This is a genomic window from Pilosibacter rotomagensis (assembly GCF_045062245.2).
In the GTDB taxonomy this organism is placed as follows: domain Bacteria; phylum Bacillota; class Clostridia; order Lachnospirales; family Lachnospiraceae; genus Pilosibacter.
Genome location: NZ_CM170323.1, coordinates 597,213 through 616,435 on the forward strand (window position 1 = coordinate 597,213; position 19,223 = coordinate 616,435).

General features: G+C 51.8%; 17 protein-coding genes and 1 pseudogene. 10 read left to right on the forward strand and 8 right to left on the reverse strand.

What is annotated here, in order from left to right; translation table 11 throughout:
• The first annotated feature begins 43 nt into the window (after positions 1 to 43).
• Positions 44 to 664 (forward strand): uridine kinase, encoded by a 621-nt coding sequence (udk, locus tag ACI3EW_RS02630; protein WP_118530100.1) that lies wholly within the window; start codon positions 44 to 46, stop codon positions 662 to 664.
• 132 nt (positions 665 to 796) lie between these two features.
• On the opposite strand, the gene ACI3EW_RS02635 is transcribed toward udk, so the two are convergent.
• Positions 797 to 1,843, reverse strand: a complete 1,047-nt coding sequence (locus ACI3EW_RS02635; RefSeq protein WP_118321689.1) for a transglutaminase domain-containing protein — start codon at positions 1,841 to 1,843, stop codon at positions 797 to 799.
• Positions 1,844 to 2,380: 537 nt separating this feature from the next.
• Between ACI3EW_RS02635 and ACI3EW_RS02640 the strand changes: the two genes are divergently transcribed.
• Positions 2,381 to 3,784 (forward strand): uracil-xanthine permease family protein, encoded by a 1,404-nt coding sequence (locus ACI3EW_RS02640; RefSeq protein WP_118530098.1) that lies wholly within the window; start codon positions 2,381 to 2,383, stop codon positions 3,782 to 3,784.
• A 216-nt stretch (positions 3,785 to 4,000) separates the two neighbouring features.
• Here ACI3EW_RS02640 and ACI3EW_RS02645 read toward each other — a convergent pair whose 3' ends face one another.
• The 5 genes from ACI3EW_RS02645 to ACI3EW_RS02665 form a co-directional block, all read right to left on the reverse strand.
• Entirely contained in the window at positions 4,001 to 5,071 is a 1,071-nt protein-coding gene (locus tag ACI3EW_RS02645) for an NTP transferase domain-containing protein (RefSeq protein WP_405579211.1), read from the reverse strand.
• 232 nt (positions 5,072 to 5,303) lie between these two features.
• Positions 5,304 to 5,690 (reverse strand): winged helix-turn-helix domain-containing protein, encoded by a 387-nt coding sequence (locus ACI3EW_RS02650; RefSeq protein ID WP_118530094.1) that lies wholly within the window; start codon positions 5,688 to 5,690, stop codon positions 5,304 to 5,306.
• Between the two features lie 132 nt (positions 5,691 to 5,822).
• Positions 5,823 to 6,803, reverse strand: coding sequence for an ABC transporter ATP-binding protein (locus ACI3EW_RS02655; RefSeq protein ID WP_405579214.1), 981 nt, complete (start codon positions 6,801 to 6,803; stop codon positions 5,823 to 5,825).
• 5 nt (positions 6,804 to 6,808) lie between these two features.
• Entirely contained in the window at positions 6,809 to 7,819 is a 1,011-nt protein-coding gene (locus ACI3EW_RS02660; RefSeq protein WP_405579217.1) for a FecCD family ABC transporter permease, read from the reverse strand.
• Complete coding sequence (locus ACI3EW_RS02665) at positions 7,779 to 8,885, reverse strand: ABC transporter substrate-binding protein (protein ID WP_405579220.1); 1,107 nt, start codon at positions 8,883 to 8,885, stop codon at positions 7,779 to 7,781. The genes ACI3EW_RS02660 and ACI3EW_RS02665 overlap by 41 nt, the downstream gene beginning before the upstream one ends.
• A gap of 198 nt (positions 8,886 to 9,083) precedes the next feature.
• Between ACI3EW_RS02665 and ACI3EW_RS02670 the strand changes: the two genes are divergently transcribed.
• The 4 genes from ACI3EW_RS02670 (at position 9,084) to ACI3EW_RS02685 (ending at position 13,586) form a co-directional block, all read left to right on the forward strand.
• Positions 9,084 to 9,869, forward strand: a complete 786-nt coding sequence (locus ACI3EW_RS02670; RefSeq protein ID WP_485663261.1) for an FAD binding domain-containing protein — start codon at positions 9,084 to 9,086, stop codon at positions 9,867 to 9,869.
• A gap of 113 nt (positions 9,870 to 9,982) precedes the next feature.
• A complete protein-coding gene (locus ACI3EW_RS02675) occupies positions 9,983 to 10,447 on the forward strand; it encodes a (2Fe-2S)-binding protein (RefSeq protein ID WP_118297480.1) in 465 nt (154 codons plus the stop codon).
• A 95-nt stretch (positions 10,448 to 10,542) separates the two neighbouring features.
• Positions 10,543 to 12,951 carry a xanthine dehydrogenase family protein molybdopterin-binding subunit gene (locus tag ACI3EW_RS02680; protein WP_405582311.1) on the forward strand — a complete coding sequence of 803 codons (2,409 nt, stop codon included), beginning with the start codon at positions 10,543 to 10,545 and terminating at the stop codon, positions 12,949 to 12,951.
• A 161-nt stretch (positions 12,952 to 13,112) separates the two neighbouring features.
• The gene (locus tag ACI3EW_RS02685; RefSeq protein ID WP_118530084.1) at positions 13,113 to 13,586 is read left to right on the forward strand and encodes a type IV pilin protein; all 474 of its coding nucleotides are present in this window, start codon (positions 13,113 to 13,115) and stop codon (positions 13,584 to 13,586) included.
• Here ACI3EW_RS02685 and ACI3EW_RS02690 read toward each other — a convergent pair.
• Both ACI3EW_RS02690 and citC read right to left on the reverse strand, forming a co-directional pair.
• The gene (locus ACI3EW_RS02690; RefSeq protein ID WP_405582314.1) at positions 13,543 to 15,078 is read right to left on the reverse strand and encodes a triphosphoribosyl-dephospho-CoA synthase; all 1,536 of its coding nucleotides are present in this window, start codon (positions 15,076 to 15,078) and stop codon (positions 13,543 to 13,545) included. The two genes, ACI3EW_RS02685 and ACI3EW_RS02690, sit on opposite strands and share 44 nt — an antisense overlap.
• Before the next feature lie 92 nt (positions 15,079 to 15,170).
• Positions 15,171 to 16,202: a [citrate (pro-3S)-lyase] ligase gene (citC, locus tag ACI3EW_RS02695; protein ID WP_118530080.1), complete on the reverse strand. Its 1,032-nt coding sequence runs from the start codon at positions 16,200 to 16,202 to the stop codon at positions 15,171 to 15,173.
• A 243-nt stretch (positions 16,203 to 16,445) separates the two neighbouring features.
• Here citC and ACI3EW_RS02700 point away from each other — a divergent pair, with 243 nt between their 5' ends.
• The 4 genes and pseudogenes from ACI3EW_RS02700 to ACI3EW_RS02715 form a co-directional block, all read left to right on the forward strand.
• Positions 16,446 to 17,486 (forward strand): tRNA dihydrouridine synthase, encoded by a 1,041-nt coding sequence (locus ACI3EW_RS02700; protein ID WP_329751794.1) that lies wholly within the window; start codon positions 16,446 to 16,448, stop codon positions 17,484 to 17,486.
• 17 nt (positions 17,487 to 17,503) lie between these two features.
• Positions 17,504 to 17,971, forward strand: a complete 468-nt coding sequence (locus ACI3EW_RS02705) for an LURP-one-related/scramblase family protein (RefSeq protein WP_118530374.1) — start codon at positions 17,504 to 17,506, stop codon at positions 17,969 to 17,971.
• 54 nt (positions 17,972 to 18,025) lie between these two features.
• Positions 18,026 to 18,448: a PaaI family thioesterase gene (locus ACI3EW_RS02710; protein ID WP_118530076.1), complete on the forward strand. Its 423-nt coding sequence runs from the start codon at positions 18,026 to 18,028 to the stop codon at positions 18,446 to 18,448.
• A gap of 33 nt (positions 18,449 to 18,481) precedes the next feature.
• Positions 18,482 to 19,192: pseudogene (locus ACI3EW_RS02715) on the forward strand (iron-containing alcohol dehydrogenase); the annotation flags it as partial.
• Positions 19,193 to 19,223: the final 31 nt, after the last annotated feature.

Below are 19,223 nucleotides of genomic sequence, written 5' to 3' on the forward strand. Positions count from 1 at the left end.
CCCGGGATGAACCGGGTACATTCGTTTTATGAGGTGATCAGAAATGAAAAGTGTTATTATCGGAATTGCCGGAGGTTCCGGCTCCGGAAAGTCGACCTTTACGAACAGGATCAAACAGTATTTCGGGGACGATGTGGCAGTTATTTATCATGATAATTACTACCGCAGACAGGACGGAATTCCGTTTGAAGAGCGTGTGAAGGTCAACTATGACCATCCGGATTCGTTGGAGACGGATCTTCTGGTGGAGCATTTGAAGGAATTGAAGGACGGCAGAGCGATCGAATGTCCGGTCTATGATTACAGCCAGCACAACCGCTCAAATGAGATCATAAAGATCGAGCCGCGGCCGATCATCCTGGTGGAAGGGATCCTGCTCCTTGCGGATGAGCGCATCCGGGATCTTCTGGACATCAAGGTATATGTGGAGGCCGATGCGGATGAACGAATTTTAAGACGGATCGTTCGTGACGTGGAAGAGCGCGGCAGAGACTTGAGAGGCATTATCAGCCAGTACCTGACAACCGTAAAACCGATGCACTACATGTACGTTGAGCCGACGAGAGCTCTCGCGGATATCGTGATCAACAGCGGAAAGAACGATGTGGCGTTCGACCTCTTCGTCTCGAAGATCGGACAGCTGTTGGAGAGCACGGGAAAATAAAAATTTCATATGTAGGTATGCGAAAACCGCCTGTTGCCAGTAAAGTTGCTGGCAGCGGGCGGTTTTTTGTAGTGTACTTTCTTGCTAATATTGCGCGGGATATTAGCAAGAAAGTAGAGATTATGTGATAACTTATATGTCAGATAACATGGTACCATCTTCCCCTTCATTCGCCTCGTCCATCGTGACGACAGCCTGTGAAACATCATCAGCGTAGTGGAACCTGAGTACAGCCTGGGGCCAGTTTAGCTGGATGTGGGCGGTCTTATTCTGCTCGGTTCCGGCTTTTTCGATGAGTTCGATCAGCTCTTTTAAGACTTCGCGGGTCAGATAGCCGCCTCGCCAGTGGAAGGTGAAGGTCCTGTTTTTCTTCGCAGTCTGTAGGGCACGTTTGTAGACTTCCTCCTGCTTTGTGAAGGAGAGTTTTTTCTCCTTGTAGTAAAAATGATCGCCGTCGGTGCAGGCCGGAGCCGGGGCAATCAGCGGTTCATGGTCACGGAAGATGGCTTTATCATCGAGATTAAAGTAGTCATATCGGATCTCCGCACCGGTCTCGAAGCATTTTCCGAGGCTGTTGTCGAAGGTTGCATCGAGGTGATAATAAGTTTTTCCAATCTTTACGATATTCCAGGTATGGCGGTATTTGATGCCTTTTTCCGGATTATTCCCGCACAGGGCGATCATGCACCAGATTCCCAGAGCATCACAGAGGATCTTGACGGATTTGGCAATTCCCTCACAGACGCCGACGCCGTGTCCGAGGGGACCGATGATCTCGTGGGAGTACGGCTTTTTCAGCTTATCGTAATGAATGTTTTCACAGATGAAATCGTGGATATATTTTTCTTTCTCGATTTCGGAAAGCTTTGCAGCCGGACGGGCAAGTTTTTCTACCCGAGCATTCATCGCTTTCTGATGATCTTTGATCTTGCTCTTTTCGAAGAGATATTCCGGAATAAAGATCAGATTGGGAGAGTCTGCGTAATATTTATATTTGAAGCTTGCGGCCCAGAAGAGTTCCGGGTGGTCCAGGCGGAGTTCAAAGAAGATGTCGCTCAGCGCATGACCGTCGATCTTCGGGACCTGAAATGAGTCAGCGAGACTCAAAAGTCCCTGGTGCATGGCGCGGTAGACGGACTGGCGTTCCCGGTCCATGTGGTTATAGTAGTATGGTTCCATTGTATGTATAGACCTTTCTTGGTTATCGTGATAAATGATCTAGATGTTGGGGTCAAAAGGTCTTTTGCCCCCTATGATACCGGATTGCTCCGTGCTTTGCACTCCCGCAATCCTCAAAAACATTCATAATCCGCTCATTTTTCTACGAAAAATGGCTACTAATTCATGTTTTTGGCGGGTCAAGAGTTCGAAAATCCTCTCGCAAGCAAGCTTGCATCAGATTTCCGACCTTTTGACCCTGGTATCTGATCAATTTAGGATAGCATATTTGGCCATGATTTACCAGTGCTTATACCAGCAATAAAAACATTGACGCTACAACTGTTGTAAGGTTTAAATGAAATTTTTTTCATTTACGTATTTACATCTTTCAAACTTGTGCTTATAATAACGATGCACTACATAAATACTGCTAATAAGACTGCGGAAATGGGAACCCGATCGCAGATCGTGGCAGAAAAAACAAAAAGAATCCGGTCTCACTGTCTGGCAGAATGATAACAGAAGAACCGGAACTTTACGTAAAGGAGAAAATGTATGAGTGAAGAAAACACATCCAACCGGGCACCCTATGAATTTTATGGAAAAATGCCGTTGAAGCAGGCAATCCCGTTAGGACTCCAGCACGTCCTTGCGATGTTCGTCGGCAACCTGACACCGCTTCTGATCATCTGCGGTGCGTGTGGGATCAGCGGAAGCGAAGAATTTGCACATCTGCAGGTCAGCCTTCTGCAGAATGCGATGTTTGTCGCAGGAGTTGTGACTCTGGTACAGCTCTATGCGATCGGACCGATCGGAGGAAAAGTCCCGATCATCATGGGAACAAGCTCCGGATTCATCGGCGTATTTAAGAGTGTCGCAGATACAATGGGCGGCGGAGTTGCAACATACGGCGCGATCATGGGAGCGTCGATCATCGGAGGTCTCTTTGAGGGAGTTCTCGGTGCTTTTATCAAGCCACTGCGGAAATTTTTTCCATCGGTCGTAACCGGAACCGTTGTTTTATCGATCGGTCTGTCCCTGATTTCTGTCGGAGTGAATTCTTTTGGCGGCGGGAGCAGTGCAAAAGACTTTGGATCGGCGGAAAATCTGCTGCTGGCGCTGTTCGTACTGATCGTAATCCTCATGGTGAAACACTGGACGAAAGGTCTTGCGAGCAACTCTGCAATCCTCATCGGGATCATTGCCGGATATGCGGCAGCGGTTATTATGGGACTGCTCCTTCCGAATTCAGGGATTACCGCGGATGGAGCAGAATATACAAAAGCATGGGTATTAAACTGGAATAAAGTGGCGGAAGCCAGCTGGATCAGTATCCCGGAATTTCTTCCGGTAAGGCCGGTCTTTGATGTCCGTGCGATCGCACCGATCATCATCATGTTTATCGTGACCGCTGTTGAGACAGTCGGTGATATTTCCGGCGTTATTGAAGGCGGAATGGACCGGGAGGCAACCGACAAAGAACTTTCCGGCGGCGTGATCTGTGACGGAATCGGTTCTTCTTTTGCAGCATTATTTGGAATTCTGCCGAATACTTCCTTCAGCCAGAATGTGGGACTTGTGACGATGACGAAGATCGTAAACCGAACAGCTCTGGCATCAGGAGCAGTTTTTCTGATCCTCTGCGGACTGATCCCGAAGCTTGGTGCGATCATCTCCATCATGCCGCAGGCTGTTTTAGGAGGCGCTGCAGTCATGATGTTCTCCTCGATCGTTGTCAGCGGAATCCAGCTGATCACAAAGGAACATATGACTCCGAGAAATCTGACGATCGTGTCAGTCGCACTCGGTGTCGGATATGGAATGGGAGCGAACACGGCAATTCTTGCGCAGACACCGCAGGCTGTCCAGCTGATCTTCGGCGGTTCCGGAATCGTTCCGGCGGCGCTGGTTGCGATCCTGTTAAACCTGCTGCTTCCGAAGGATGATAAGAACCTGTAGAGGTCAGAGATAAAAAGATAATAGAATGATAAAAAGAAACCGGAGGTGATCCAGGATGAATGTATGTCCTGGATGATCTCCGGTTTTATTTACGCGAACAACGAGCCAAAGTCTGCGCTTGCGCGAGACCCTGGCGACTGTCGCGATAACAAGGGGAAAACTCGTGAAGCGTGTTTTCACTTGTTGTGGTACATGAAGAAAAAACATTAGAGACTTCTAAAAATTTTTCAGATATTCCAATTCCTCCGGTGTATCGGCATCTGCAAGCTCCAGCGGAGAGGCAGCCGGGAAATAACGGACATGTTGCGGATATTTTTTCAGGAGTACATTTCCTCCGGAGTTGTCCGGGAGTGTGAGAAGCTCATTGAAATACCGGCGATCAAAGAGGATCGGGTTCCCGGGGAATTTGACCTCTCCATGCTCCATTGATGCGAGCCGAAGAATTTCGCCGCACGAACGATAAGCTTGAGTAGCAAATGTCAATACCATCGCTTCGATCGTTTCCTGCGAGAGAAGCGGCTGGTCCCCGAGTGCAAATATGCATCCGGCGAGATCTGGATTTTTTCCCAACAGCGCGGAGAGACCGAGTTTTACCGTGTGGTTCCGGTACGGCATCGTGTGGAGCAGGACCGGAATCTCGCGCTCCCGGCAGAGAGACTCGACCTCCGGAGATCTCGTCACGACGATCCGTGCCGCGAAGAGCGGTCCGTCTGTGGCGGACAGGATCCGGGTAATCAGCGGTTTTCCGTTAAAATCAGCCATCAGTTTGTTGGACCCGAATCGTTTTCCAAGCCCCGATGCCATGATCACACAGCCGACGGGGAGAACCGGATGGTCAAGGTCATAGACATAGACATCGTCTCTGGCACGCAGGGCGTCGAGGAACGGCGTGGACTGGCTGCGGAGAACAGCGATCACCCGCTTTGTATCGAACAGGTGGAAAATGGCATCACAGAATTCCGGGCAGGAGCTTTCAAGGTAGCCGAGTTCGTCGATGACGGCGAAAGCGGCGGGAGAGTCGATCGCCCGTTTTATGGAAGCAAGACCGCCGCCGAGAAAACCGTTGAGATCCGGAACCATCTGATTGCCGGAAGAAGCGGATGAAGCCGCCGATTTTCCGGAATCAGAATCTGCCGGAAAGGCATGGAAAGAGAACTTTGGACGGTAAATTCCGATCCGCGAGGTTTCTCCGGTCAGATTGTCAGTCAGCTCAACGCGATCCTGTTTGAAAGCATGTGTTGTAAAGCCGGGAAACATCTGCAGGCGGGATTCGGCTTGACCAGGCAAAAACGGAATGTCTGAGATATGTCTTCGCAATCCGTGAAACACCGGCAGGCAGGATCCGGGCAGAGAGGAGTCGGCGGAGACAGGATTCCGGAGACTTTCAGATATTTCACTGGAAATCGTATCAGCCGGAAAATCCGGCAATGTCAGAATTTCCCGCAGCAGTGTGCTCTTCCCACTTCTGCGGCTTCCGGTGATGATTAGATGCCGCTTTTTGACCGGAACCGGATCGCTATCAGTTCCCAGGGAATTCTCTTGCGCCGTCTGCGCCGCTGTTGTTTCGGCTATATTTAGAAAAGATCTGAGTATAGAGCTCGCGGCTGCTCTGAATGCAGGCGTTCCGCCAGGTTTCATAATCATGTAAAAACTCCTTTGCTTCCGGTGTCAGGACACTCCCGCCGCCGCCTTTTCCGCCGATCGTTCTGGCGGTCAGTGAAAAACCAAGATTCTTTTCCGCACGCTTCATGAGATGGAGCGCTTTTGTGTATGCCATCCCCATCGAGAGGGCTGCCGCCCGCAGCGAACCGGTCTCCTCGATCAGGTGGAGCAGGCGGCAGGGACCTTCACCGAAGAAGCGGAGATTGTCGTTGTCACATAGAAAGACGCGGATGTCAGATTTCATGAAAAGATCACCTTCTTTCGGGTACATCAGTGGTATGGTGCGCAGGGATCATGAGGAAAATCCAGAGGTTTCCTATGAACAGGATCATGAGCCGGTTTTATGGAAAATACAACCAGGATCACGGGGCTATAGCTATAAAACCGGCAGGAGAACGAGTCGATTCCCTGCGCATTTTGATGGATCAGGAAGCGGAACCAGACGCACCTCCCCGTAGATCTCAGAAAAAGCCTGCTCCATGACGGAGACAGGATCCGTCTTCGGATGCAGCGTGTGGATCAGCGTGCCGTCCTTTAGGAGCAGCAGGATATCACAGTATGCGAGTGCGAGTGTCGGATCGTGGAGACAGAGAATTGCAGTTTTTTCTGTGAGAATTTTTCCGGTTGAGTAAGATAGCCCATCTGGTTCATCGGCGCTACATGCCAATGATGTGCATTCACGCAAAGAGTGAGATTGTTGCAAACAATCGGGCCCAGTGTGAGAATGTGTCGAGACAGGTTCTTTTTTATAGGGAAAAAAGGCAGGGGAAGCAGATCTACCGCCCTGTGCCGCCTGTACGATATCTGCGATCAGCCCCATCATCCGGTACTTATTCCCAAGGTCCAGCGAACTGTCCGGCTCATCAAAGAGCAGGAGCGAAGTATCTTCAATGAGTGTTCTCACCAGGATCACGAGCTGCTGTTCCCCACCGCTGAGTGTTAAGTAATCCCGATTCGCAAAATCGTCCATTCCGACGGAAGCGAGCGCCTGGAGGGCTGCCTCCCGCATCTTGGCAGACGGCTGTTCGAAGAGTTTCAACCGGGAGTAAAATCCCATGAGCACAACATCCAGCGCACTCATGGAAATGGAGATCCCGCTCTGCTGCGGAATATAACTTACGAGTCCTGCGAGAGCTTTTGGAGAGAGAGCTGTGAGGTCCTGCCCGTTCAGGAGAACATGGCCGCTGTGGGAAAGCTCTCCGCATATGGCCCGCAAAAGGGTAGTCTTTCCGCTCCCGTTCGGTCCGAGAAGCGCGATCATATGCCCGGGATTTTCAACCGAAAGGGAAAGATGGTTTAGGATCTGATGACCGCCCAGAGAGACGGAGAGGTCCTGAATGGAAACATGTTCAGACATAATGATCAGCGCCTCCTTTCCGAGAGGATCAGATAGATCAAAAACGGCGCTCCGAGGAGCGAAGTAAAGATACTGACAGGAAGCTCCACTGCAGCGAGTGATTTTGCAAGAATATCCGCGGTCAGGAGCAGGAAACTCCCGATGAGACCGCTGAGAAAGCATGCGGACTTCCGGTTATGCCCGGTCAGGAGTCTTGCCGTGTGCGGAGCGAGAAGACCGACGAAGCTGATGAGTCCGGTCACACTGACAGCGGCTGCGACGGTGAGTGTGGCGAGAAAAAGAACGAAAAAACGTGTTTTCCGGACAGATACGCCGAGCATGCGGGCCTCATCCTCACGGACCGAGAGTGCCAGAAGATGGCGGTGGAGCAGGAAGACCAGCGCGGAGGAGATCAGGATGATCACGACCGGAAACGGGATTTTCGATGCGGTGACGCCGGAGAGACTTCCCATGATCCAGTATTCGATCGAGGCGAGCTGTTTTTCCGGATCTGCCGTGAGCTTTAAGAGCATGAGAACGGTCTGTGCGAGAGCATGGACCGCGATCCCCGCGAGAACGATGGAAGAATGGTCCCGGACCGGGGAGAGAGCGGTGAGCCCGAGGGAAAGGCAGACGGCGAGAAGAGCACCGAAAAATGCGAAGAGCGTTGTGGACGGCGCGGCGGCGGAGACGAACAGGATCGCGAAAGCCGCACCGGCACTGGCTCCGGAGGAGACACCGATGATGTCGGGGGATGCCAGCGGATTCCGGAAGACCGTCTGGTAGACAAATCCTGCGCTCCCGAGTCCAAAACCGCCGACGAGTCCCATGACAGCGCGCGGCAGGCGGAGAACCGTGAAGGTACGGAGCGCCATCGGATCCCCGGCAGCCAGGCCAGATAATGTGATCGGATATTTTCCGGTACTCAGGGCAGAAACAAAGGCGATGACCATAAAAGTCATCGCCAGTGTTAAGGTTGCCATGGTTCGGTTGGAATTAGTTTGCGCTTTCCGGAGTGAATCCATAGAATGTTTCATAGAAATTCTTCTCTGCTGTCTTGAAATCGTCTTCAGTTACAACGTCCGGGTGAAGAACGGAAGCGACGTAGTAGCTTCCTAAAAAGCTTGCCGGAACCGGGGAATCGAGTGCCTCGATGTCGCTCGGGATCTGGTAAACATGTCCTTCTTTTACGGCTGTGCAGTCAGCAAGAGCGGAATCGTTCAGAACGGAGTCCACATCGTAGTCTGCATCTGCTGCGAGAATGATGTAATCCGGGTTCCAGGAAAGGATCTGCTCGTAGGAAGTATCAGCCCAGTAGGTATCTGTGATCTCAGAAGCTGCATTGACGCCGCCTGCATGCTCGATCAGAGTGGACTGGTACATTTCCGGACCAGCAGTCTGTAACAGAGCGCTGTTTCCTGCAAGATATACGGACGGAGTTTCTTTTCCCTCGAGAGACTGGACAAGCTCTGCAGTGGTATCAGAGATCCAGTATTCGAGTGTCTGTCCTTTTTCTACTACGTTTGCTGCGGTGGAGATCATGTCGATCGTCTCCATCAGCTTTGCGTCATCCTCCGGATTGACAGCGATCACGGTGAGACCGAGCTCTTCCATTGCCGGGATGGAATCCTTTAATTTCACAGGAACAATTACAAGATCCGGCTTTAATGCTGCGCAGCCTTCCAGATCGAACTCTTTTGCGGTTCCGACGGACGGAAGACTTGTGAGCTCCGGAACGCTGAGTTTATAGATATTTCTTTTGTCCGCTTTTGCCTCGACGCCGACTAACTTGTCGTCAAGACCAAGCGCGATCATCAGGCTTGTGGAGATATAGTAGCCGCTGACAAAGGATTCTGGCTGCTTCTCGATCGTAACCTCACGGCCGAGATGGTCGGTGATGGTAACCGGATAGGTGACTTCCATGTCGGAGACAGCGGCCTCGGAAGTCTCAGAAGCGGATTCAGAAGCTGCTTCGGTGGATTCTGCGGTCGTCTCAGCGGCAGCAGTTGTTGTTGATGCGGTGTTGCTTCCACATGCAGTTACGCTCACAGATAATGCGAGAGCTAAGAGCAGAGAGGAGAGCTGTTTGAGATTTTTTTTCATAATCTTTTGTCCTCTTTCGATCTTTTTTTGCTGGAATATCGTTGTATTTTTCCGACTATAACGGAATTATAGCAGAAAGTATGTTAAAATAAAAGTAATTTTTGAAGAACGCTTCAGAATACAGGGATCCGGACTTTTTTGAGAGCAGGAAAAGGCGGGAACAACTGCATATTCTGAGGGATCATGAGGAGCAATGGTATGAGAGTCATCAGGGAATATAAAAAAGCGGAAAGCCTGGAAGAGGCGTGGCAGTTAAACCAGAAAAAGAGCAACCGGGTCCTGGGCGGCATGGTCTGGCTGAAGATGGGAAAGATGCAGATCGGTACGGCGATCGACCTGTCCGGGCTCGGACTTGACACGATCGAGGAGACGGAGGATGAATTCCGGATCGGCTGCATGGTCACATTGAGAGATCTGGAACTTGATCCGGGACTTAACGGGTATACGGACGGCGCTGTGCGGGAGTCGGTGCGCCACATCGTCGGCGTCCAGTTCCGGAATCTCGCGACGGTCGGAGGAAGTATTTACGGAAGATACGGATTTTCCGACGTGCTGACGATGTTTCTGGCGATGGACAGCTATGTGGAGCTTTACAAAGGCGGGATCATTCCGTTGAGAGAGTACGCAAAAATGCCGTATGACCGGGACATCCTGGTCCGGCTGATCGTAAAAAAAGAAGCGGCATCGTTTGATTACCAGTCCGTCCGCAACACGCAGACCGATTTTCCGGTCCTCACCTGTGCCGCGGCAAAGACAGAAGCTGGATACCGGTTCGCGATCGGGGCAAGACCGGGAAAAGCGGTTCTCTTTGCGCTGTCCAATGAGGATATGAAGGACAAAAATGTGGAAAACATCGCGGAGTATGCTGCCAAGTGTGTAAAAGAACAGATCGTGACCGGCTCCAACACGAGAGGAAGCGCGGAGTACCGGAACCATCTGGCCGGGGTGCTGGTGAGACGGGCGGTATGTAAGTTTGGGGAATAAGAACAGACGGATGAAGAACGGTTTGAAAGAAGAAAGCTTTGTCTGGCTGAAAGAAACTCAGTCCGTTATGGAGCATAAAGAAACTGGAAACAGATAAAAACGAGGAATCATACATGAACATCACGATAACATTAAATGGAAAAAAGATCTCGGAGGAGATCGACGCAGACCTTCTTCTGATCGATTTTGTGCGGAATCACGGCTGTTACAGTGTAAAGCGCGGATGTGAGACGTCGAACTGCGGGCTCTGCACGGTATTTTTAGATGAAAAGCCGGTGCTTTCCTGCTCCGTTCTTGCGGCGCGGGCAGACGGAAGAAGTGTGACGACGCTGGAAGGACTTCAGGACGAAGCGAAGGAATTCGGCGCTTTTATCGCGGATCAGGGCGCCGAGCAGTGCGGATTCTGCAATCCTGGCTTCATTATGAACGCGCTGGCACTGTTCCGGGAAAACGAATATCCGGATACGGAGGAAATCAAGGAATATCTGGCGGGCAACTTATGCCGCTGCTCCGGCTACGAGGGACAGCTTCGCGGTATCCAGGCATTTCTCGCATGGAAGAAAGAAAAGAACGGGTGACGGTCCGGTGAGGCGCGCGTGTGACAGTCGGACCGTGACAACACGCAGAACAAATGATGTGAGACTGTTACAAATACAGAAAGAGGACGAAAGTTATGAAATATGTAAATAAACCTGTCCGGAAAAAGGACGCGATGCAGCTTGTGACCGGACAGCCTGTATACATGGACGATATCGCTCCGAAGGACTGCCTGATCGTAAAACTCCTGCGCTCCCCGCATGCGAACGCGATCGTGACTTCCTTGAATAAGACGGCTGCGATGAAAGTGGACGGGATCGAGGCGATCTATACCTGGGAAGATATCCCGCAGGACGCGAAGCGGTACACGCAGGCAGGACAGACATATCCGGAGATGAGTCCGTATGACAGACTCTTGCTTGACCGGCATGTCCGCTACGTCGGGGATGTGGTCGCGATCGTTGCCGGTCGCGATGAAAAATGTGTGGACCGGGCATTAAAGCTCATTAAAGTCCAGTACGAGGTCCTGGAACCGCTCCTTGATTTCAGGAAGGCGAAGGACAACAGGATCCTGGTGCATCCGGAGGACAACTGGGAGAGTCTTGTTCCGGTCGGGGCGGACAATAAGAGAAATCTGTGCGCCCATGACGAATCGGGAGAGGGAGATATCGAGAAAGTATTGAGGGAGAGCGATGTTGTGATCGACCATGTCTATCACACGAAGGCATGTCAGCAGACGATGATGGAGACATTCCGGACGTTCTGTACGATCGACGCTTACGGACGCCTCAACGTGGTCAGCTCCACCCAGATCGTATTCCACTGCCGCCGGATCATCGCCAATGCGCTCCATATCCCGAAGTCCATGATCCGCGTCAGCAAGCCGAGAATCGGAGGCGGATTCGGTGCGAAGCAGACATCGATCAGCGAGGTTTATCCGGCTTATGTGACCTGGATGACAAAGAAACCGTCAAAGATCATCTTTACCCGCGAGGAGAGCATGACCGCCTCTACACCGCGCCATGAGATGGAAGTCCATGTGCGTCTCGGTGCAAGTAAGGACGGGGTCGTCAACGGCATCGACATGTACACGCTGTCCAACACGGGCGCTTACGGGGAACATGGTCCCACAACGGTCGGACTTTCCGGGCATAAATCCATCCCGCTCTACGGGAAGGCGAAGGCATTCCGGTTTGTGAGTGATGTTGTATACACGAACGTGATGTCTGCCGGGGCGTACCGTGGATACGGGGCGACACAGGGACTGTTCGCGGTGGAGTCCGCGGTGAACGAACTTGCCGCGAAGCTTCACATGGATCCGTTTGAGATCCGCGAGAAGAACATCATCAAAGAGGGCGACGTGATGTCGGCCTATTACGGTCAGGTCAATACGAGCTGTGCGCTTGATCGCTGTCTTGCGCGTGTGAAAGAGATGATCCACTGGGACGAAAAATATCCGGTCCGCGATATGGGCAACGGAAAGGTCCGCGCGGTCGGCATGGGAATGGCGATGCAGGGATCCGGTATTTCGTCCGTCGATGTGGGAAGTGCCACGATCAAGGTGAACGACGACGGATTCTACACGCTGTCGATCGGTGCAGCCGATATGGGAACCGGCTGTGATACGATCCTGGCGCAGATCGCGGCGGAGGTTCTCGAGTGCTCTGTCGATGAGATCACGGTGTTCGGCGCGGACACGGATACTTCGCCGTATGATTCCGGTTCCTACGCGTCCAGTACGACGTATGTCACGGGAAAGGCGGTCGAAAAGTGTGCACTGCAGGTTCGGGAACAGATCTGCAAACTCGGTGCACAGATGATGAACTGCCCGGAGAATGAGGTCGTGTTTGACGGGAAGGTTGTACGGAGAGAGAAAAAGAGAGCAGCAGGCAGCAATGTTCCGGGCAGGAGTGAAGAAACAGACATAAAAACTGGTGCTGAGCTGGCTGCAAAAGACGGTGCTGGTAGTCCGGAAAATAGCGGATCCGCGGAATCCTCAGAAACTTCGCAGGTTTCCCTTGCAGATATCGCCACCGCCTCCATGTGCGGAAACGGGATCGCTCTCGAGGCGACCGTGACGAACAGCTCCCCGATCTCTCCGCCGCCGTTTATGGTCGGAGCCGCGGAGGTCGAGGTGGACCTTGAGACAGGTGAGACGAAGATCATCGATTATGCCGCCGCCGTCGACTGCGGAACGCCGGTGAACCCGAATCTTGCGAGAGTCCAGGCGGAAGGCGGGATCCTGCAGGGGATCGGAATGGCGCTCACGGAAAATATTACCTACAATAAACTTGGAAAGCTCGCGGAAAATTCCCTGATGCAGTATAAGATCCCGACCCGCGTGGATATCGGAAAGATCCAGATCGATTTTGAGTCGAGCTATGAGAATGAGGGACCGTTCGGCGCGAAATCGATCGGTGAAGTCGTGATCAACACCCCGCTCCCGGCAGTGGCGGACGCGATCTACAATGCAACAGGGACAAGATTTTATGAGCTGCCGATCACACCGGAAAAGATCGCGATGGCAGTGCTGGAATCGAAATGATTGACGGAATTCGGACAATAGAATGCGATATGACCATATGTTATAAACAAACTGTAACGATGAAGATCAACCGGGGCGAGAACATGAAAGAGCAGGTTTCGTGACAACAGAATAGGCGCGTCATCGGATTGCTCCGGGCAGAGAGAAAGCAGGGGCAGAGTATGACGAAGAAAATATGGGATTTCAGAAACTTCAGAGAACGAAAGAAAAAAGATCAGGGCGGATATTCCCTGGTGGAACTGATGGTAGTCATCGTCATCATGGTGATCCTTGCATCTGTGAGCATCGGAGTCTACAATGGATATGTGGAGCGCGCGAAGAACGCGGTAGCTTATGAAAAGGGACACCGGATCGCGGAGGCACTGAAGATCTGCGAGGCGGAGTACGGTCTTTCCGGAACAATCAGCCTGGATCGCCTGTCAGCGATTTCGGGAGATCTGATGAAGAAACCGAATGATCCGGACAGTCTCCTCTACGAATATGTGGGAGAGGACACGGATGACTGTACGGATTTTACGGTTTCCTTAAAGAAGATCGACACTGCATCGGTGGAGATCCAGGGATTCACTTACACAGCGGACACCTACGAGATCACATGGACGGAGGACGACGGTGTGGAAGTGACGATGAAATAACAGGGCTGATCATCCCGCATGTTTCCAGAAAATGGAACATCAGGCTGACGGCCAGGAGATCAGCACATCCGCCGGGACTTAAGTGCATGGCGATGTACTGTTCGTCCAGTGAAGACAATATTTCTTTGAATGAATCATTCGTGACAGCAGAGAGCAGGTGTTTTGCCTGCTCTTTGCTTTTTTTTGCGAGCTCCGGACCGCCGCGGTGCACCATGTTGGTGTCATCGACCTCCGAGATCAGGGTGAGGAGTGCCATGGCGGCCGCATCGTTTAAGGAAAAACAGGCGGCAAGCCATTTTTTGAGTGCCGGAAGTCCGATCCGGACAGCGGAAGGAAAACCAGCAGCAGCCTCTCCTCTGGCTCCCTGGATTCCGTAGGCGGAGAAGATTCGCTCGCCGTTCGACAAGGCGGATGGTTCAGCTTGTGGGGGATGATTTTTGGTGTCCATCGGCATAGAACCCCGGCTATCCTGCGAGTTCACATCAATGGAAGAAGCGTGGGACAGCTTGTTCTGATGATTGGAAAGTTTTGCCAGATCACCGAGGGAACAGCTTCCAAGCTTCCTGCATTCGCTGAGAACTTCCTCGGCCGGAAGCGGCAGACTCTTTCCTGAATGGACTTTTCCCAGCGCCCCGCAGAGGATCGCAGAGGCGAAGACAAGACCTTTGTGGGTGTTGATCCCGTGCGTGGCGGAGAACATGGCGGTCTCCGCGCGCTGCCCGGCATAGCGGAGCCGCTCAAAGATCTGTTCGTCCGCCTCGTCTGCATGGTCCCACCCGAGACAGAAAAATTCCCGGAACCATGGGATCAGGGAAGCGCTGCTGTCCAGAAATGTAAAAAAGTCCATATCCGAATGCGAACCGGAATTATTCCGGTCTACAAGTCCCGGCTTCGGGGTTGTTGAGACCTCGTAGAGCAGCCCGCGGACCGCCGCGGAGGCGGCAAGATCTGCCGAGCGGTCCCTGAAATGATCGTTAAAGAGTTTTACCGTCTGCCACTGGATGAGTTCCATGGAATGGCGTTTTTGGGCCAGGCAGGTATTCGCATCCCCTCCGCACACCAGACAGGTGCGGGGAAGGAGATGAAGATCCTGCCGCTTTACGGAAACTCCGTCCAGTCCGCATACATCGAGATTGAAGAGACGGCCGAGCGGATGACTCTCCTCGATGGAGACGAGAAACTGTTTGACCGGGATTTCCGGGGAATCCAGGAGAAAAAAGGCGTGATCGCCGGTTGGCTCTTCACAGATCTTTGTATTTTTTATGGAGAAGCGGCCGAGTTTTTCCTGCAATTCCCGGAGTTCCTCGCGAAACGCGGCACGGGCGAAAGGAAACACTTTCACCGCTCCGGCAATATTTAAGGAAAATTCCACAAGGCAGGAACCGCATCCCACGGAGAGCAACTCCCACTTTTTCAGTATATGCCGGTTTCTCGCGGCGCGGAGTTCTTCGGAAGTCACCGGAGTGCCGGTGATCACGTCAGTCAGGTTCATGGATACCTCCCATGTTGTAAAAGAAGTAACTGTTCAGTAGGTCTGAAGGCAAAAATCCCGTCTGCGCAGCCGATTTGAAACGGATTCCTGCCTTAGTGCGTACTTTCAGCAGAAAACTTTTCTTTCAGATACTTCGCAGTACATTCCGGCACCAGGGAAAGTACTTCATCCGTTACGCCATGCTCGGCGAGGAGCTTGCGGACGCGGGAAGCGCTGATAACTTCCGGTTTTCCGTCCGGGCCTTCGGTGGTGATCCGGTCGATCTTTATGAAGGAGATCCCATAGCGGGGCAGAATCCGGATCATGGCTTCGTTATAATTTCTCGTCACCGGATCGAACGGTTCTTCCCCTGCAAAGCGCTTTTTAATATGAAGAAGCGGTGCGATCCGGGAGGCGAACAGGGTGATATCGAGCTCACTCTGGATCTTTGCGGCGTCTTCGCCTTCCTTTAAGAAATAGGTCGGGAAGGTCGCATTGGAGATCATATATGGGCCGGACGGATGAACGATGACGTTCGCAAGGTGGTCGGTTCCTTCGCGGACAAGGCGCAGGCGGTCCGCAAACGGGAACTGGGAGCGGTTTTCCTCGACCACAAAGATGTGGAGCAGGTCGCAGGCTCTGGCCGCGTAGGTGATCAGTGCAAGATGGCCTTTTGTGAACGGATTGCAGTTCATGACGATGCAGCCGATGTTGTCGGAATCTTCGGTTCCGGCAAGAAACTTTTTATAGAAATTGTCGAGTCCATTTTTCTTGTTTTCCAGCATCAGAACGGACTCTGTCTCCGCTAACGGATAGAATCCGCAGGAGGTAAAGAGTACCTTATTTTTCGGCCGGGTGATGACAAAAAGATCGTAATGACCGGCGGCAAAGCGGTTTTCCACAAGGCGGGAGACGAGACTTCCGAGCGCATTCTGCCCGCGCAGACTTTCATCGACCGCAAAACATTTCAAAAGATTCCCGGCACAGCATCCGCAGCCGGTCAGATTCTCATCGGCATCGAACACGCCGAATGCCGCCTCGATATCATCCTCATAATTTAAATGATGCTTTGCGAGAAAATCGGTCAGCATCTGTTTATCGTGAGCGAATCCAAGGGATAATTCATGAATACTTAAATCTGTCATAACGAAAACACCTCCAAAAATATTCAAGCCAAGCGCATGTTGCCATAACAGTTCTGCGGAGGCTGCTCAGGAAAGGTCCGCAGAAGGAAAGTGCTGTGGTAGCGGAAAGATGATCTTTCCGTGTACCTATAGTATAGTGGAAATGGGACAGGTTTTCCAGAGAAAAGGAGAGAAATTTGCCTGTAGCAATAAAATGTGGTACGATAATGAAAAATCAAACGAACGATACGAGGAACATAAGACATGCATATCTATTTTGCCCCACTTGAGGGGATTACAACCTATCCATACAGAAACCTGCACCACAAATATTTTGGCGGTGTGGAGAAATATTTTACTCCGTTTCTGGCGCCGGGACCGGAACAGGGGATGAGCGTGAAGGAGATGAGGGATGTATTGCCGGAAAACAATGCCGGGATACCGGTCGTTCCGCAGATCTTGACAAACAGGGCTGGGGATTTTCTTCTTGCATCGAAGAAACTCTCAGAGATGGGATACCGGGAGATCAACCTGAATCTCGGATGTCCGTCCGGAACGGTCACGGCAAAGAAGAAAGGTTCCGGATTTCTTCTCTACCCGGATGATCTGGACCGCTTTTTTGATGAGGTGTTTTCGGATGCTGCAGTGCGGAATGGTGAATTCCTCGTTTCGGTAAAGACACGGATCGGGAAGAATGAGGTGGAAGAGTGGCCGGAACTCATGCAGGTTTATAACCGCTACCCGATCCATGAACTGACGGTCCATCCCCGGATCCAGAAGGAATTTTATAAAGGAACCCCGCATCTCGATGTGTTTGCGGACATTTTGAAGGAGAGCAGGAATCCGGTCGTGTATAACGGGGATCTGTTTACCGTGGAGAAGGTAAAAGAATTTCGGGAAAAGTTTCCAACAGTCGGGACGGTCATGATCGGGCGTGGACTGATCCGGAATCCGGCGTTGGCGGAGATGATCTTGCAGGAAGAGACGGAAGCTTGTACGGATCGTCTTGAAAACGGAGTTAGGATTTTTGAAGCAGATGGGCAGTTACAGACTCAAGGGAATAGAAACAAAGGGGACATCCTGCCGAGGATCCGCGAGTTCCATGACGCCCTCTTTGAACACTACCGCGAGACCATGTCCGGCGACCGGAATCTTCTGTTCCGGATGAAAGATCTCTGGAGCTACATGCTGGCAGAAGTGCCGGACAGCGAAAAACTCGCCAAAAAGATCCGTAAATCGCAGCATGTGCCGGAATATCTGGCGGCGGTGGAGGAAGTATTTGCAAGATGGGATGCAAACAGATAGTCGGAAAGGAGGCCACTATGCAGTTACTGATCAAACAAAGAGTCTTCTCATGGACCGATACCTATGACGTCTATGATGAACATGAGAACCCAAAGTATTTCGTAAAAGCGGAATTTTTTGCGCTGGGGCATCAGATCCACGTGTATGATAAGAGTGGAAAGGAAGTTGGCATGGTGAAACAGCGGCTGTTTGCGGTTTTGCCGTGTTTTGATATCGAAATCGGAGGAAAAGAGGCCGGAAGTGTTCAGAAAGAATTTTCCTTTTTCAAGCCGCGCTATGAGCTGGATTACAACGGATGGCGGTGTGAGGGAGACTTTCTGGCGTGGGAATATGATGTCTATGAGGCGTGCTGTGTGGCGGTCCATATTTCAAAAAAGCCGTTTCAATGGGGCGATACCTATGTGATCGACATCGTGGATCCGAAGGATGAGGTCATGGCGCTCATGCTGGCGATCGCGATCGATGCGGCGAACTGTACGAAATAGATGAGATCATGTCATTCAGCACAAAAATACGAAGAGAGCAGCAGGAGGAATAAGATGGATACAGAAAAACAGCCAAAAGAAACATTCGTAGAACAGATGGAGCGCGTAAACCGCACCAATCCATTCATGATCCACAACAACATCCGCGCAGTCGCTTTGTCCGAGGACGCAGCCGAAGTGTGTGCGGAGGTTACGGAGGATTCCTTAAATGCCATGCAGACAGTCCACGGCGGACTGATGTTTGTGATGGCGGAGATCGCAGCAGGACTTGTGACGAGGAATGACGGAAGAAAATACGTGACACTGGACAGTTCGTTCCGGTTCCTCCGCGGCAGCAGCGCGAAGAAGCTCCGCGGAGTCGCAAAGATCACGAAGCGAGGAAAAACCGTCTGCTTCACAAAATCCCAGGTGATGGAGTCGGAAACCGGGAAGGTGCTGGCAGAGGGAGAGTTTACGTTTTATTGTATGGGAGAGTAAGACAGAAGCAAGAGAAAGATGTGACTGTGATATGTCTTCCGGGAGAACGGATGTGATTCCATCATCTCCCTCGGCGGCGGTTCCTCCCACGACTGTGCGAAGGCGATCGCCCTGGTTGCCTCAAACGGAGGAAACATCAGAGACTACGAAGGTGTCGACCGCTCCAGCAATCCGTTATGCCCGATGATCGCAGTCAACACAACAGCCGGAACTGCTTCTGAGATCACCCGTTTCTGTATCATCACCGATACAAGCCGGCATGTAAAGATGGCGATCGTTGACTGGCGCGTGACTCCGCAGATCGCGATCAACGACTCGAACCTTATGGTGGGAATGCCGCCGGCCCTGACAGCAGCAACCGGAATGGACGCCCTGACCCATGCGATCGAGGCGTATGTCTCCACAAATGCAAACCCGCTGACCGATGCGGCAGCACTGATGTCGATCACGATGATCACCCAGTATCTCCCGAAGGCAGTTGCAAACGGAGTTTACATGAAGGCCCGCGACAAGATGGCTTACGGACAGTATCTCGCAGGTATCGCATTCAATAACGCATCCCTCGGATATGTCCATGCGATGGCACATCAGCTCGGCGGTATGTACAATCTCCCGCACGGTGTCTGCAACGCGATCCTTCTCCCGCATGTGGAAGAGTTCAACCTGATCGGCAATGCGAACCGCTTCCGCGACATCGCAAAGGCCATGGGCGAGATTACGGAAAATAAGCTCTTGCAGGCAAGCTTGCATCGGATTTCCGACTTTTGACCCTGCT